The organism is Salinimicrobium oceani, from assembly GCF_012037645.1.
In genome coordinates this window covers 1-369 of sequence record NZ_JAAVJR010001040.1, presented here as the reverse complement: position 1 = coordinate 369, position 369 = coordinate 1, and the positions used below count along the sequence as shown (strand labels likewise).

The following is a 369-nucleotide window of genomic DNA, read 5'->3' as shown; positions in this document are numbered from 1 at the left end:
CCGGTTAAGATTGTATGGACGGCGTGGTGAAAATCATCCACCCATTGGCCTTCAAGTCCGTAGCCGCCTTTCTTATAAGAGGTAACAAGCCGGGAATCATTAAGATCACTTTCTGCGATGAGGGTATATTTCTTTCCGGTTCTTTGTTCAAGCTCATCGGTCTTTTCGCTGAGCTCTTTAAGGAAATGCCGTGCGCCCCTATCAATGATCTCGTGTACTGCATCCAGCCGCAGCCCGTCAAAATGAAAATCTTCCAGCCACATCAAGGCATTCTGAAGAAAATGATGCCGTACCTGGTCTGAGTATTCGTCATCAAAATTAATGGCACTTCCCCAGGGAGTGTGATATTTTTCGGTAAAATAGGGGCCA

The 369-nt window shown here is 46.3% G+C and carries 1 pseudogene; it reads right to left on the bottom strand.

Annotated elements, in window-relative coordinates:
- Positions 1–369: pseudogene (locus HC175_RS20675) on the bottom strand (malto-oligosyltrehalose trehalohydrolase); the annotation flags it as partial.